Below are 694 nucleotides of genomic sequence, written 5' to 3'. Positions count from 1 at the left end.
ATAGAAACAGAAGCCACTGGAGCACCTCAAAAACACCATCATACACTAAATCAGTAAGTTGGCAGCATCACCAAAGTCATTTTTTATTCAAATATAAGGAACTTAATATTTAAAAAATGTTCCATACAATTCCTCATCATAAATGACACCGTAGCACACAAGGAGCAAGTAGCGATGCGTGAAATGAATCAGTTAGTAAATACTGAAGATTCAGCCTGGCCAATAATCCAGAACTGGTTAAAAGACGCCACAAACCATACCGAACTCTTACCGGTTAATAAAGATTTAGCCGAAACCGCACTTTATCAATTACAGGTGACAACAAAATCACCAATGGGTGCGCTTGTCTATGGCTCCGGAGGTCTGCTGATTGATAATGGTTGGTTACGCATAGCAGGATCTGGTCACCCCCGGTTGCCACGAGATCCAGTAAGTTGGACACAACGCCCTGAATTCGCAGGCGTGCGGGCTTTACCCATCGCTGACGATGTCGCAGGGGGAATTTTTGCTCTTAATGGTGGCGATCTTGGGGAAGATACTGGCTGCGTTTATTATTTTGCGCCAGATACGCTGAATTGGTAAAGTCTGGAAGTTGGATATTCTGAGTTTCTTCAGTGGGCAGGTAATGACTCCAACTTATTGATAGTGTTTTATGTTCAGATAATGCCCGATGACTTTGTCATGCAGCTCCACC

General features: G+C 43.4%; 1 protein-coding gene and 1 pseudogene. One reads left to right on the top strand and one right to left on the bottom strand.

Features of this window, described 5'->3' with window-relative positions; translation table 11 throughout:
* Positions 1-174: 174 nt before the first annotated feature.
* A pseudogene (locus tag RTW80_RS26640) lies at positions 175-579 on the top strand (DUF2625 family protein); the annotation flags it as partial.
* Positions 580-636: 57 nt separating this feature from the next.
* On the opposite strand, the gene RTW80_RS31790 reads toward RTW80_RS26640, so the two are convergent.
* The gene (locus tag RTW80_RS31790) at positions 637-693 is read right to left on the bottom strand and encodes an IS1 family transposase (RefSeq protein ID WP_003032489.1); all 57 of its coding nucleotides are present in this window, start codon (positions 691-693) and stop codon (positions 637-639) included.
* Position 694: the final 1 nt, after the last annotated feature.

Source organism: Escherichia sp. AM3 (assembly GCF_032029835.1).
GTDB lineage: Bacteria > Pseudomonadota > Gammaproteobacteria > Enterobacterales > Enterobacteriaceae > Escherichia > Escherichia coli.
The sequence above is the reverse complement of the archived record's forward strand: the minus strand, read 5'-3'. Positions and strand labels throughout refer to the sequence as shown.